The sequence below is a fragment of the Arthrobacter sp. AOP36-F1-5 genome (assembly GCF_058137995.1).
Window position 1 is genome coordinate 1,914,867 of record NZ_CM176892.1, and the last position, 13,929, is coordinate 1,928,795.

Annotated in this window: 11 protein-coding genes; 2 read left to right on the forward strand and 9 right to left on the reverse strand. The window is 59.2% G+C overall.

The window, feature by feature from the left end; genetic code table 11:
* Positions 1 to 289: 289 nt before the first annotated feature.
* The 7 genes from AC3ZI9_RS08790 to ffh form a co-directional block, all read right to left on the reverse strand.
* Positions 290 to 2,950 carry a CDP-glycerol glycerophosphotransferase family protein gene (locus AC3ZI9_RS08790; protein ID WP_489923472.1) on the reverse strand — a complete coding sequence of 887 codons (2,661 nt, stop codon included), beginning with the start codon at positions 2,948 to 2,950 and terminating at the stop codon, positions 290 to 292.
* 147 nt (positions 2,951 to 3,097) lie between these two features.
* Positions 3,098 to 3,337 (reverse strand): hypothetical protein, encoded by a 240-nt coding sequence (locus tag AC3ZI9_RS08795; protein ID WP_489923473.1) that lies wholly within the window; start codon positions 3,335 to 3,337, stop codon positions 3,098 to 3,100.
* A gap of 126 nt (positions 3,338 to 3,463) precedes the next feature.
* Positions 3,464 to 3,667: an integrase core domain-containing protein gene (locus AC3ZI9_RS08800; protein WP_489923474.1), complete on the reverse strand. Its 204-nt coding sequence runs from the start codon at positions 3,665 to 3,667 to the stop codon at positions 3,464 to 3,466.
* 611 nt (positions 3,668 to 4,278) lie between these two features.
* Positions 4,279 to 4,632 (reverse strand): transposase, encoded by a 354-nt coding sequence (locus tag AC3ZI9_RS08805; RefSeq protein WP_489923475.1) that lies wholly within the window; start codon positions 4,630 to 4,632, stop codon positions 4,279 to 4,281.
* A 331-nt stretch (positions 4,633 to 4,963) separates the two neighbouring features.
* The gene (locus AC3ZI9_RS08810) at positions 4,964 to 6,517 is read right to left on the reverse strand and encodes a glycosyltransferase (RefSeq protein WP_489923476.1); all 1,554 of its coding nucleotides are present in this window, start codon (positions 6,515 to 6,517) and stop codon (positions 4,964 to 4,966) included.
* Positions 6,518 to 7,104: 587 nt separating this feature from the next.
* Positions 7,105 to 7,734 (reverse strand): NUDIX hydrolase, encoded by a 630-nt coding sequence (locus AC3ZI9_RS08815; RefSeq protein WP_489923477.1) that lies wholly within the window; start codon positions 7,732 to 7,734, stop codon positions 7,105 to 7,107.
* Positions 7,735 to 7,754: 20 nt separating this feature from the next.
* The gene (gene ffh / locus AC3ZI9_RS08820; RefSeq protein WP_443348373.1) at positions 7,755 to 9,323 is read right to left on the reverse strand and encodes a signal recognition particle protein; all 1,569 of its coding nucleotides are present in this window, start codon (positions 9,321 to 9,323) and stop codon (positions 7,755 to 7,757) included.
* Between the two features lie 140 nt (positions 9,324 to 9,463).
* Here ffh and AC3ZI9_RS08825 point away from each other — a divergent pair, with 140 nt between their 5' ends.
* Together AC3ZI9_RS08825 and AC3ZI9_RS08830 are read left to right on the forward strand one after the other, a co-directional pair.
* Positions 9,464 to 10,948, forward strand: a complete 1,485-nt coding sequence (locus AC3ZI9_RS08825; RefSeq protein WP_489923478.1) for a glucose-6-phosphate dehydrogenase — start codon at positions 9,464 to 9,466, stop codon at positions 10,946 to 10,948.
* 130 nt (positions 10,949 to 11,078) lie between these two features.
* Entirely contained in the window at positions 11,079 to 11,522 is a 444-nt protein-coding gene (locus AC3ZI9_RS08830; RefSeq protein ID WP_218778260.1) for a universal stress protein, read from the forward strand.
* Between the two features lie 168 nt (positions 11,523 to 11,690).
* Here the strand turns inward: AC3ZI9_RS08830 and istB are convergent, their stop codons facing one another.
* Positions 11,691 to 12,425: an IS21-like element helper ATPase IstB gene (gene istB, locus AC3ZI9_RS08835; protein ID WP_443349346.1), complete on the reverse strand. Its 735-nt coding sequence runs from the start codon at positions 12,423 to 12,425 to the stop codon at positions 11,691 to 11,693.
* Positions 12,422 to 13,879, reverse strand: coding sequence for an IS21 family transposase (gene istA, locus AC3ZI9_RS08840; RefSeq protein WP_443349347.1), 1,458 nt, complete (start codon positions 13,877 to 13,879; stop codon positions 12,422 to 12,424). The genes istB and istA overlap by 4 nt, the downstream gene beginning before the upstream one ends.
* Between the last annotated feature and the right edge of the window lie 50 nt (positions 13,880 to 13,929).

A 13,929-nucleotide genomic window follows, 5' to 3' on the forward strand; every position in this document is an offset into this window, starting at 1 on the left:
GACACGCAGCCTGCGCTCATCCTCGCGTTTGGCGCAACCCGGGTACCGGCGCGGTCGCGGGCAGCTCGGGCATGAGGCCGCGGGGAGGCTGCCGGTTACCCGGTACATGGCGAGGGGTCATGTCCCTGCCGTGCTCGAGTTCGGTCACTCCCCCGAGCTCCAGGGCACGGACACCGGCTGCGGCACGTTCTGCGTCCCCGGGTGGTCCCATATAGCCGCATTTTGCAGCTGCGAACTTCCAACAGAGATTCATGTGGGTGGCCTTGGAAACGCGCCAGCGGACGCACGCCTAGCTGGAGACTAGGCTCTTCGAGGCTTCATCATCGTGGCGCGCCGCCGGAGTAGGTGTCGCACCAATAGCTCGATAGAACTGCTCCAGTGCATCATCGTTGTAGCTTTCCACATCGAAGGTCGGAGCAGGGACGGAACCACCGATGAATTCCATCATGCCCCAAGCTAAGTCTTCTTCCGACTGTTCGACGATCAGGCCGGATCCTTTGGGTAGTGCCGATGACGCGGATCCGAAATTGGTGGTCACTACGGGCAACCCAAGGGTCAATGCCTCGAGAATCACCATCGGTTGCCCCTCATAGTCACTGGAGACCACTAGACAGTCAGAGCGCGACATGATGAGGTACGGGTTTTTCTGCTGCCCAGCGAATTTAACCACTGCGGCTAGTCCCAGCTCGGCAACGAGGGCCTGCAGATCCCGACGCAAGGGGCCTTCTCCAACAATCACGAGCCGCGCCCCCGCCGACGCCGCATATACCTCTGCGAACGCCCTGATCAAGCGCTCGTGGTTTTTTTCTGGCGACAAGCGCCCTACACTGACAAATCGAATCAAGTCGGGCGCCATTGGCACGATCGAGGCGACGTGCAGCATGCGACCTACTTCTTGTCGAATCGCCCTATACGAATAGCGCTTGGACAGGGTCTGGATGTCGTCCACGATGTTAGACAGTTTTAATTCCTGCGACACTTTCCCACTAGCGGCATCCTCGTATTCGGGCTCAGATCGGTCGCCATGGGCCAGAAGCTGAATTTTTGCGGGATTGATGGAATTCACGCAGGAGAGGAACTGAGCTTCCGGAGAGTTGTCGCCCAGATTTGCCAGGTTAACTTCGCGCAGGGCGGGGGAAACAGAGACTACCGAGTCGAAAGATCTGTACATGGCGAATACGCCGTGGAGACCCGACTTCAGGTTCTGGCGTCCAGCGACCGTTCTCTCAGCATCGGCAGCTAGGTCGTTGTGCTGCCAGATGGAATAGTGTTTGGCGCGGCCCTGTTGGAAGAGCAGGTCCCAGAACGGCGAATAGCCGCAGAAATCCACAATGTAATCAAATTTCGCATCCCCGAATTGTCTACGCCATTCGTTTCGCCAGATGGCGTCTTGTGCTCTTTTGTTTTCGACTGGGTCTTCCCACAAGGAGTTTGTCAACTTCCGACGCTGGCGTTCTTCAAAAAATCCCGTATTGAAGCGTCCGTCACGAACCATGACTCGCACATTTTCGTTGATGGCCCGGGCATTGCGTCGCTTATCTGCGTCTTTGCTTGCCGGGACTAAGACAGTCACATCGAAGCGCTCGTAATCTATGTTGTCGAGCAAGTTAAGCGCGGAAGTGGTTATGCCATTGGAGGCCATTCCCCCTGCATATAGGAGAATCTTCTCCCGACCGTCGCCAGGAGCGCAACGCTCGCCCTCCACTTCCTTGATGCTGCGGAATACGGTATCAACGACACGAGCGCAAGCGTTGCCATCGTCTTTTGAAGAATATTCTGCGCGAGCCTGTTCGTAGCGCGATGCCACATCCGGAGCGACTTCATGGTGGTCCAACCTCCTGATTACATCGGCAACCTCGCCCACCGTCTGTGCCAAATATCCAGGGAACTCCTCGGGGTCCACGTAGACGTCACGGTACGACCGGTATTCCTCAACGTCCGGGGTATAGAAGATTATGGGACGTTCAGACTCTAGAAAATCGTAAAAGATGCTCGAATAGTCGGTAATTAGAATTCCAGTGGCCCCAAGAATAAGATTCGTGGGGACCTCATTGGGTACCAGTTTGTTGTCAAGCCCCGGGAACCCACGGACTATGTCGGCGACTACTTGATGGACTTTAACAAGAACACGGAAGCGCCGTTTGTCCACGCGTTCTTCCAGCTCATCCACGAAATCTTGGATAGTGGCTGCGTCATTCAAGGGCTTCACATAACTAGCGCCTTTCCACGTCGGCGCGTAGAGAATGATCTCTCGGTCATCCAAATCGATGCCAGTTTCGGCCAGGACACCCTCAAGTTCATTCTTTTGTTCGGGTGTTCGCTGCTGTCGGTCTACCCGCGGGTTACCCATTTCCAGGATTCGTCCCTCAAAGATGTTCGCGAGTTTGAAAGCACGGGCATACATGCGTTCGGTCATGTTGGGCCCCGAAGATAGGAGGAAGTCGGCAGCCAGAAAGTTACGGATCATGTTCCGCGCATCGAGAGCCTTACCGGTGATGTCGTAGCCCATCTTCTTCAGCGGCACACCATGCCAGGTGTTCACATAGATCTGACCTTCGCGTTTCATGAATTGCTGCGGGAAAGAAACGTTATTGATGAGGTATCGCGACGTATGCAGAGCCTTGTAATACTCAAAGCTTCCATATTTCACGAAATGGACTCTCGGGTACTCGCTAAAACGATCAATGGTGGACGCGTAACGCCCAAGGTCCCTTAGCACCCAGATGTGTTTTAGGTGCTGCAAATCTGGGGCTTTCAAAAGATACTGGAATAGCGCTTCAGGGTGACACAACATTCCATTACCTGAGAAGGACTCATAAAGCACGGCCGAAGAATCGATCGGCATAGTCAAGAGCTTCGCCCGGCGTTCAAGCTGTATCGCTCGGCGCGAACCCTCCGTTATTCTTTTGACTCTTCTGACAGCAGTATTGGTTTTGATTGGCAAAGGCACGAGTTTGTTTCCTCTATCTACACCGTCCCAGCGACGGGTGTTCGTTTTTCGAAATGAACTGGGACAACTCCTTGGCCACCACTCATGAGAATCGAAAGACCACGCAAATCAATTGGCGCCCTACCGAGCGCAATTCCCCCAGGAGATCTACATTGCCACATTAAAGCGTGACGGTGGGAAACGATTCACCAACACGCGCTCATGCGTCCCCAGAGCATCGCAAGCCGCTAAGGACAATTCCCCGCCGCGGCTGACCTCGTCTAATTCGCGGCGAAAGCTCAACTCGGCGAAAAAGGTGTTTGTGAATTCATCGGGCAAAAGTTCGAGGATCAAAAAACGTTGAACGACGCCCGCGGCGATCGGGAAGAATGGACTATGGACTTCCACCGGCTCTGCGGCTCCTAGTCCAATCCTTGACCTCGTACATCGCAAATGTCCGGAGATGGATTTCGTTCTTGGCTTTGACTGGGCCCCACCGTAGAAGTCTGATGGCACCCGCGTTTTCCGCCGGTCTTATGTGAATAAGAGCGGGTTGTTGAGGTCGTTCCAGAGTACTTCGTACTGGTCGGGGCCCACATAGCCAACGTAGCTGTGCCGGCGTTTGCCATTGTAGAAATCCACCCAAGCGTCCATCGCCGTGATGAGTTCAACGACGGTCCTCCAGGCCTTTCGGGTGTCCAGGAGTTCGGTCTGCACACGGCCCCAGAATGACTCCATGGCTGCGTTGTCGAAACAGTCCCCCCTCGCTACCCAGCGAAGGTGTCACATCCCAAGTGCGAAGGTTCTCGCTGAACCCCAAGAAGTGAAGTTGGCTCCGTGATCCGAATGCATGACCGTCGCGCCCTCGCGCTTCCTGGTCCGTTGAGCCTGGGTGATGGCCGGTTGACCAGCGCGGTGTCGTTGATGGTCGCGAAGGACCGGCTGACAGCGGTGCGAGCGAAGCAGTCCAGCACTACACAGCAATAGACCTTTCCTTCCCTGATGGGGTGCTCGGTCACGTCAGTGAGCCAGAGCCTGTTCGGCCCATCAGCGGTGAAGATCCGATTGACCAAATCGGTATCCGTACGTTTATCTGCCAACGGGTTGCGGAAAGTACTGGCCCGCGGAACCTAAGGCAATTTCATGCTCGTTCATGATGGCCATGATGAGTTTTCGGTTGACGATCATCTCGTACTCATCCAGCAGTTCGGCCTTGATTCGGCGCCACCACTAGGCCCCGCCGGATTGCCGGTGAATCAGGCAAACGTAGGCGGCCACAATGGAACGGCTGATGGCCCGGATCGAGGGTTCTGCACACAGATGCTTGACGTAGGCCGACCTGTTCAACCCTACGGTGAGGCAGGACCGTCGGGCGGAGAATCCTTGGGCGACGAGTCCATCGACGACCACGGTCTTCCTTTTGGGAGCACCACCACCGTGTCGTCGTATAACGCGCTCGCGGCCTTCACGATGGCTATTTCGTCCTCGAGTTGTCGGATCCTTTTGCGGGCAGAAGCGAGGTCGCCGGCGGCCGGACTGGGTGTTGCTACCTTCATGCCGGCGTCTACAGGTGCTTGGTGTTTCCACCGGTAGAGAGTCCCTTGGCAGATGCCAGTTTGCGCGGAGACCGAGGCGACTGATTCGCCCTGTCGAAGGCCGATGCTGATGCCCCGCCAGATGGAACGTGGGTATTGGAAAGGCATAGCGTGACCTCCTGAAGTCACTATCCCCTACTCACACAAAAACGGACTACCCATAAGGGCCCACGCCAACTGGACTTCTATGGTGGGGACCAGCCATGGGCACTACCCTGGAGTACTTTCACAATCACCCCATCAGTGGTGTGTGCAAGTGCCCTATCTGTGAATTACCACCAGTATCCAGTATCGAATGCGAAACTCGTCTAGGCACCGGGGGTCCATAGGCGGGCCCGCCCATCCCTAGAAGAGAGCGAATTTTCACTCAAAAGAACCCAGGAAAATGCCAAGGACACTACCGTAATGGAGGCTTAACGTGTCCGCGCTTTTGAGCTTCTTATCCACGACTTTCGAAGGGGACAATATTTTGCCAAGCGCTGGCCCAGCTGGCTGGCGTGTACTGTTCAGCTTTTTCTCTCGACCCGAGTTCCAGATCACCCGAATCCGAAAAACTGCCGAGCGCCAGCATTATTGCCTCAGCCAACGAATCGATGTCCCCGTCCGGACAGAGGAAACCGTTCACCCCTGATTCTATGATATTCCTCGGTCCGTATATGACATCGTATGAAATCACCGGGGTCCCGGTAGCAAAGCTCTCCAAAATGACGAGTCCGAACCCTTCATAGCGGGATGTCAGGATAGACGCCGCGCTCCCAGCGAAACACTCAAGCGGTGCGTCAGTTGGACCCTCAAGTGATATTGATTCTTCGGCGTCAAGCTCCGCGACAAGCTCCCGTAGTGGTCTCTCAGCTGCACCAGCCCCATAAATCCTAAATTCCGCCTCTGGTATAGCAGGAGCTACCTTGGCGAAGGCGCGGATTGCATCTTCCAGACGCTTATCATCGGCGAGACGCGAGACCGACACAAGCCTTCGGGGATGCCGTTCGACCCAGGCAACGTCGCTTGCCGCGCCCAGAGGTGCCGCATGAGGAATGACGAAAGTCTTGGCAGGAGGGCAGTTCGTGTCATTAACGAAGTCGCGGCGCTGCATATCGGTGAAGAACACGATAGCGTCGACTCGTTCAAAGTTGTCAGTGTAGTGATTTGTCCAGTGTTTAAGTCCCTCACTAGAGTCCTGATTATTCCTGTAGTGGGTAGTGTGGACCGTAGTCACATGTCGGATGTTCTGGCCGCCGATAGTCAAAGCAAACGTCGTCCGAGGCTCGTCGGTAAAGACAACTACTGGGCCGATCTCTCCAAGCTTGCGAGTCAACCATGCGGCGTTCGCCCCACGGGCATCACCCCGGAAGATCGTTTCCGATCCGATGTGCTCGGCCGTACGGTACTCATACCCATTCTCATTCACCCATGTTGAAAGGTACGGGCGCATGTCGGCACCGATGTAAATGCGGAACCTAGGCCTCCCTCGATCATCATAATATTCACGTTTTGCTATAGCCCCATTTGCCCAAGGAGTATCCCTGAACTCCCGAACCCACGGGCGGTTCTCATCGTGTTTCTCGACCATTCGCAGGTGTCCGTCCATGTCTCGGGATACAAGTCCGAGAAAGGTGCCCTCTTGGAAGTATCGAATGAACGTCCCGGAAGACACCGGCTCTGGCGCACCCACTGCAACTCCTGTAGATTCCCAAGTGACATGCGGCGTCTCGATAGGACGGGCCTCATCACGCAACTGCGCTCTTTGATCCTCATCGAAGTTTAAGAGCGTTGCATGCGATGGAAGCTGTCCAGCTGCGACCAAACTCTCGAATACAGCACGGACATCCGGTTGGTAGTCGACCGTAACGACTATTGCACGGCGCCCCTCTGACACCAGCCTGAACCGGTCGAACACTGCGCGGGTCAGCCCTCCGCGGTTGAAACCCAGGCTGTCCATTACCTGCACGATGGTCTCAGAATCGCCCGATCCCTCTTCTTTATTTGGATCCACCCGTCCACCATACGCGTCTCACTCGGACTTCCAGCGTTGTCCTTTTTGGTAGCCCCTCAGTGAGCAAGACTTGAGCAACTGGCCTGTCGCACTAGGCATGATTTATTCCCCAATCATCGATGATCCGGGAGGCCGTCGCAGGCCTCTCTAGGCACCAGGGATATCGCCTCTAGGAGCCTGAGGAGGGCAGGGAACACTGTCCGGATCTGCCGTAGCGTGGATCCCCCGGCCAGCCGCAATAGGAAGTAGTGCTCGATCACAATTCTACTTTTGGACACGCATCTGGGTGCTTGGTGAGAACCCGCGGCCGGTCCTCACTGTGCACGTGGTCCTTAGGCTATCCAAGCTCAAATAAAGGGTCCTTGCCATGAGTGAAAGCAGACCAGCCACTGCGACGTGGCCAAGAAGCCGCACGCCTTCAACGTCACTACGGGTCCACGTTTTCGTGTGTCTTAGGCCGTGCCCCAAAAATAGGGTCCCTGTTCCGGCTGACCCTAAGGAATCTTCAGCTCCTAACATCACCGGAGTGTGTGGGGCGCTGGGAGGTTAGACCCAACTGTTTTGCCTCCGCACACTATCGCGACGATTCAGGCCGTTCTACCCTTCAATCCGGGTACCGGCGCTGTCGTCGGTAGTTCGGGCATGAGACCGCGGGGAGGCTGCCGGTTGCCCGGTACATGGCGAGGGGTCATGTCCTTGCCGTGCTCGAGTTCGGTCACTCCCCCGAGCTCCAGGGCACGGACACCGGCTGCGGCGCGTTCCGCGTCCCCGGGTGGCAACAGGACCGGAAGTTGATCCAGCGGGCAGAATCTACCCTGGAGCAGCCCGCCGTCGGCGGTGAAGCGTTCCACATCGGTGACCCAGGTGCCCCCGTCGTACACGAAGAACTCTTGGCCCGTGTCATTTCCTCCGGCCGAGTGCGCTCCTCCGGTAGCGGGGCGGAAATCATGGACCAGCATCCGGCCCATCGAGGGTTCCAAAGCCATCCGGGCCACGATCGAGGCGGCAGCCCCGCGCGGCGTCGCCCCTGACCTGACCTGGGCGGTCGGTAGCACCCAGTCCGGCTCCGAGTCCTCGCCGTAACGGGATTCGTTGACTCCCACAGCGTCCTTGACGGTCAGGACGGCCCCATCGGAGCGCCGTACCAGGGTCGAAGCGTAGGCCTGGTGCTTCCACCGGGCGCCGAGGAATCCGTCAAGTCCCTGCACAACAGTCATCAGCCGCTACCGCCGCCGACCTATTTGCCCAGGAACTTATCAAAGCCCTTGGGCAAGTTCAGGTCCGAGGGATTGAAGTCCTGCCCGCCCTGCTGCCCGAAGGAGGCACCCGTCGGGGCCGAGGGAGCAGCCGACTTGCGGTTCTTGGAATCCAATTCCGCCTGGGCAGCCTTGGCCGGGTTTCCGAACTTCTGCTTCTTCTTGCCAGCGCCTTTACCCTTTTTGGCGCCGCCCCGACCACCGCCACCGGGCATGCCCGGCATCCCACCGCCGGCGGCCATGCGCTTCATCATCTTTTGTGCTTCACCAAAGCGCTCGAGCATCTGGTTGACCTCGGAAACGCTCACGCCTGAACCCTTGGCGATACGGGCTCGACGAGAACCGTTGATGATCTTCGGAGCCACGCGTTCGTGCTGGGTCATCGAGCGGACGATGGCTTCGATCCTGTCGATCTGACGCTCATCGAATTGCTCGAGCTGCTGTTTGGAGATGGCGGCTCCGGGCATCATGGAGAGCATTTTCTTCATGGAGCCCATTTTTTTGATTTGCTGCATCTGGGACAGGAAGTCGTCCAGGGTGAAGTCCTCGCGGTCGGCGAACTTCTGCGCCATCCGTTCGGCTTCGCCCTTATCCCAGTTCTGTTCAGCCTGTTCGATGAGCGTCATCATGTCGCCCATGTCCAGGATGCGGCTGGCCATCCGGTCCGGGTGGAAGACCTCAAAGTCGCTCAGGTTCTCGCCGGTCGATGCGAACATGATCGGCTTGCCGGTCACCGAGGCAACGGACAGCGCGGCGCCACCGCGCGCGTCGCCATCGAGCTTGGAGAGCACCACACCGGTAACTCCGACACCCTCGTTGAAGGCCTGGGCAGTGTTCACGGCATCCTGACCGATCATCGCGTCGATGACGAACAGGACTTCATGTGGATTGACTGCCGAACGAATGTCAGCTGCCTGCTGCATCAGCTCTTCGTCAACACCCAGACGGCCGGCGGTGTCAACAATGACCACATCGTGCTGCTTCTGCCGGCCTTCGGAGACGCCGTTGCGGGCGACGACGACCGGGTCGCCGGTGGCCTCCTCAAATTCCGAGGAGACGCCTGGGTGTGGGGCATAGACCGGGACACCCGCGCGTTCACCGTTGACCTGGAGCTGCTTGACGGCATTGGGCCGCTGCAGGTCACAGGCCACCAACAGCGGGGTATGTCCCTGAGCCTTGAGGTATTTGGCCAGTTTGCCCGCCAGCGTGGTCTTACCCGCGCCCTGGAGACCCGCCAGCATGATGACCGTCGGTGGAACCTTGGCCAGATTCAAACGGCGGGTTTCCCCACCGAGGATGCCCACCAGTTCCTCGTTGACGATTTTGATGATTTGCTGGCCCGGGTTCAGCGCACCGCTGACTTCGGCGCCCAGTGCACGTTCCTTGACCTGTGCGGTGAAGGCACGCACCACCGGAACGGCGACATCGGCGTCAAGCAGGGCGCGCCGGATCTCCCGGACGGTCCCGTCGACATCGGCTTCGGAAAGGCGTCCCTTGCCGCGCAGGCCCTTGAAGGTCGCTGTCAGCCGGTCGGAGAGAGAATTGAACACGTGAGCTGAACTACTTTCGTGTGGGTGGCTGCGGGAAACCCCGCTGGACTCGACTACCAAGGTTACCAAGGTCCAACGTGCCCGACGGTATCGGCCAGCAGGGGCAGACACCGTGGGCGCAATGGTGGCAAGCTAGGCAGGTGAGTGAAGCAAAGAAATCCCATGTCAAGACGTTACTCATCCTCGGCGCCTCAGGGGACCTGACCGGAAGATTGCTGCTGCCAGGTCTGGCTGCCCTCATCTCCAAGGGAGATCAGCCTGACTTGATCCTCGCCGGGGCCGGCTCCCCGGATTTCACCCCCAAAGATTGGTCCAACCGCGTCACCGAGGCCTTCGCCGAAGCACGGACGAAGGCTTCCGGAGACGGTGCCGCACATTTGGACCGCATTGCCCGGCAGACGACGTACACGGCCCTCGACGTCACCGCACCGGGCGAACTCGGCAAACTACTGGCCACGTGCGAGGGCCCGATCGCCCTGTATTTCGCGCTTCCCCCGACGGTCAGTCAGAAAGCCTGCGAAGTCCTGACACCGGAAGAAGTCCCCGAGGGTACCTCGCTGGTCATGGAGAAGCCCTTCGGTTCCAGCGCCGAATCAGCCCACGCCCTGACCAAGACACTCACCCGCCTGGTGCCGGAGGAATCCATCCAGCGTGTGGACCACTTCCGGGGCAAGGCCACGGTCTTCAACATCCTGGGCCTACGCTTCGCCAACCGCTTCCTAGAACCACTGTTCAGCAGCGAACACGTGGCGAAGATGGAGATCTTCTACGACGAAGATCTGGCCCTGGAGTCCAGGGCAGGATACTACGACCATGCCGGTGCCCTACGGGACATGATCCAGTCACACCTCTTGCAGATCTTGGCCCTGCTGACCCTCAACGCCCCCGCCACTTTGGGCGAACGGGATCTACGCGACCACATCGGTTCGGTCCTTCGGGCGACGAAGGTCCCCACCGACTACACCAAAAGCACCCGGCGTGCCCGCTACACCGCTGGGACGAGCCGCGGACACCATGTGCCTGACTACACCTCCGAAGACGGTGTGGATCGGACCAACAACACCGAAACCCTGGCGGAGATCGAAGTCGAGATCAACAACTCCCGCTGGTCTGGCGTACCGTTCATCCTGCGTTCGGGAAAGGCTCTGGCGCAGCCCCGCAAAGAGGCCGTCATCACCTTCAAGCCGGTCGCCCACCTACCGGAAGGCTTCACCGGCAACGACTCCCCCACCCGCCTGCGCATCGGTTTCGGCCCGGACATCCTTCAACTCGAGCTAGACGTCAATGGCCCCGGGGACATGTACAACCTGGACCGTGTCGGTCTTTCAGCCCAGCTCAACACCCCCGACCTGCTGCCCTACGGTGAAGTCTTGGCGGGCGTACTGGCCGGGGACCCGACGCTGTCGGTTCGTGATGACACCGCCGAACAATGCTGGCGGATCATCGAGCCGGTATTGGCCGCCTGGTCGAACGACGAGGTCCCGATGGAGGAATACCCCGCCGGCTCCAACGGACCCACCCACTGGATGACTTCCCAAGAAGTCGAGTTGGAGAGCGAAGCGATGAAAGGCCTCCTTCCGGGCACCGAACTCTCACCACAGGACGCTCCTCCAGCAGCCGGCTGACCCCTCCGTACCCGCTGCTAAGCTGGCCTCAGGTGGACGAAACGGTCCTGCCATCCGGCACGTCCTCTGCAACAGCGACCGTGATCTTCGAAGGTGTGCTCGGAGCACACCGGAGGTGGTGAACGAACACATGGCAACCAAACCAGTAGTCGTCGGCATCGATGGCTCCAACGACTCCAAAGCAGCCCTTCAGTGGGCCGTGGAGTATGGGAAGCGCTTCGACCTTCCGGTCTACGCTGTGGCGGTCTGGGAACTTCCGTTGGCCTTCGGGAATATGGCCACCTACCCAGAGACCGGCGCACAAGTTGAGGAACGCACCAGCAAGGTCCTCAACGAAGCAGTTCAAGAAGCCGTCGGCGCAGATTCCGGAGTGCTTCAACGCACCGAGCGTGGGCACCCCGCCAAAACTCTGGTGGAAATCTCGGAGTCCGCCGAGCTCTTGGTCTTGGGCACCAGAGGGCGCGGTGCTTTCAGGGGCATGCTGTTGGGCTCCGTCAGTCAGCACTGCGCGTCTCATTCAAAATGCCCCTTCGTCGTCATTCGGCATCCGGAGAGCGACGTCGAAGCGAAGTAATTGATATTCGAGTCGCCGCAGGGTCGAAGGACCCTCCGGCGACTCCAGTCTGGCCCCGGATCAGGGCTCTGCCGCCTTGATATGTGTGTTTCGTCAACTCGAAGTCGGCCATTAAAGCGCTAAGAATCAGGCCACTGCGGCACGCTTTCCTGCCAAATCAGCACCAAGCTATTTCATCAGCGCATTTTTGACCCGGTAGGACTCCCCGCGGAACTGCAAAAGACGACCGTGATGGACGAGGCGATCGATCACCGCGGCAGCCATGTTGTCGTCGCCGAACACGGTTCCCCACCGGGAGAATTCCAAATTTGTTGTCAAAATCAGACTCTGTTTTTCATACGCATCCGATATGACTTGGAACAACAGGCGTGCCCCTTCGGTATCAATAGGCAGATAGCCAAGCTCGTCAATAATCAAAACCCGGTTCCTGGCCAAGGCAGCGAGTTCCTTATCCAGACGTTGCTCCTCCTTGGCCCGACGCAACTGCATCACCAACGCCGAGGTCGTGAAGAACCTCGCCGGGATGCCCTTCCGGCAGGCAGCGGCAGCCAACGCCGATGCCAGATGCGTCTTGCCGGTGCCCACGTCGCCATAAAGGACAAGGTCCTGGGCCTGGTCAATGAAGTCCAGCGAGAGCAATGCCTCGCGGCCATAATCGGTCGGGAACCGCACCGCCGACCAGTCATAGCCCTCCACGGACTTCAGTGCCGGCAGCCGGGCAGCACGAAGCAGACGCTGGCGACGGGATTCCTGCCTCGAGGCATGCTCCGCCTGCAGGATCCCCAACAGGTATTCACGCTGCTTCGGAGTCCCCTTCAGCGCCCATTGCTCCAGAACACTGCTCGTCAACGACGCCGCCCTACCGGCGTCCACGATGTCCTGGACCTCCACGACCGCGCTCATGCCGGTTCTCCGGCAGTGGCGACGAGGTTGTCATAAACGCCCAGGTCCACCCCGGACACGTCAGGTTCGGCCCCGTTGGCGATCCGGCGGGCGAGCATCCCCAAACCGGCGGCATCCGGGGCATCGCCGCGACGTATCAGAGTCTCGGCTGCCTGTACGGCGGCATCGAAACCGGCCGAGCCCGCAGCGGCGTCCACCGCGTTGAACAGGCGTCGCCGATCCGGTGACCTGGCGGTATCGAGCCAGTCACGCACCGGGTCCGGAACCAGCTCACGCAGCGGTGAATGCGACCATGAACCGGGCTTGCGCTCCAACAACGGCAACAACGTCGCCGGCTCGAACACCGTCTTGGACTGCTTGCCGAAGACCCGGTTGAACGTGATGACGGGTTCTGCTTGCTCGTCGAGGATCTCGACCTTGTCGTGGCGCAGCCCGACCGTGAGGTCACGCGAATGCATCGAGGGTCCGGCGGCGTAGGTGTTGCCGTCAATGAGGACGTTCCCGGTCTTGTCGGCCCTACGGGACTCGTAGCGCACCGGGTCGAAACCAACCCCGGGCAACTCCATCGACGCGGCGATGTCCTCGGAGAAGAGTTCACCGATGGCCAGGCCCTTGCGCCAATGCGTGGCGGTGGCCAGTTCCTCGCAACGGGCCAGCAGGACCTCATTGAGGCCAGCCAGGGATTCGGCTTCGGGCTCGGGGACCATGAAGTTGCGGCGCAGGAACCCGACCGCGTTTTCCACGTTGCCCTTTTCATTCCCGGAGTTCGGGTTGCAGTAGCGTGCCTGGGCACGGTAATGCAGCTTGAACGCGGAGAACAGTTTGGACTCCACGACCTTCTCCCCGGTGCGCCGGCCGACGCCGGTCGCGTTGTCGAAGACCAAGTGCCGTGGGGCGGCACCCATGCGTTCGAAGATGGTGCGCAGCCCGTGGCAGACACATTCCGCCGTTTCGCCGCGGTAGGCCTGCACGAAGCGCATGTTCGAAAACGGGAACGTGATCACCAGGATATGAAGCAGCTGCCGCACCCCGGCGATGATGGCTTCGGCTTGGCCGAAATCGACCTGCGCGCTCCCCGCGGGCCAGACTAGTTCCGCGTAGCCCTCGCCCGGTCTCCGGTGCCGGGTGTGAAAGCGCTTCACGTGGCGTTGGACCGGGGAATAGGAGCCTGAGAAACCGTGCTCGGCGACCAGACGGTCGAAGACGCGCTTGGCGGTATGGCGTTGTTTGCGTGCGCGTCGCGCATCCTCTCTGAGCCAGGTATCGATGGTCTCCTCAAACCCTGCCAGCACCGAACCACCGGGGCGTGTTTGTGGTGTTGGTGGTGTTGGCGAGCAATCCTCGAGCCCGACGTACTTGGCCACGGAGTCGCGGCTGATGCCCAGCTGTCGGGCGATCGCCCGCCCTGTGGCTCCCTCGGCGTCCAGACGCCTGATATCTTCTTGCATGGACATGGGTACCGTCATCTGCTTTCCAGCCCTTCCGGCGCCATTTGCTAGTGGAA